Genomic DNA, 399 nt, shown 5'->3' with positions numbered 1-399 from the left:
GGTGTGGGGTGGCACGGCCGAAACCGTGGGAAGTCGACGACGAGTTGTGGGCGGTGATCGATCCGCTGCTGCCGAAGGTGGAGCGGCGGACTCGGCATCCTGGGCGCAAGCGGCATCCGGACCGGCTGGTGTTCCAGGGCATTCTGTTCGTCCTGCACACCGGGATCTCCTGGGAACACCTGCCGCAGGAACTCGGCTTCGGCTCGGGCATGACCTGCTGGCGCCGCCTGGCTGAGTGGACCGAGGCCGGCGTGTGGCCCCGGCTGCACGAGGTACTCCTCGCCAAGCTCCGCAGCGCGAACGCTCTGGACTTCTCCCGAGCGGCCGTCGACGGCTCCCACATCCGCGCGTTAAAGGGGGCTCCAAGACCGGACGAAGCCCTGTAGACCGGGGCAGGAC

Annotated in this window: 1 pseudogene; it reads left to right on the top strand. The window is 68.7% G+C overall.

The window, feature by feature from the left end:
- Window positions 1-8 precede the first annotated feature (8 nt).
- A pseudogene (locus tag NGF19_RS30470) lies at window positions 9-399 on the top strand (transposase); the annotation flags it as partial.

The organism is Streptomyces macrolidinus, from assembly GCF_023887685.1.
Classification (GTDB): Bacteria; Actinomycetota; Actinomycetes; order Streptomycetales; family Streptomycetaceae; genus Streptomyces; species Streptomyces macrolidinus.
The sequence above is the reverse complement of the archived record's forward strand: the minus strand, read 5'-3'. Positions and strand labels throughout refer to the sequence as shown.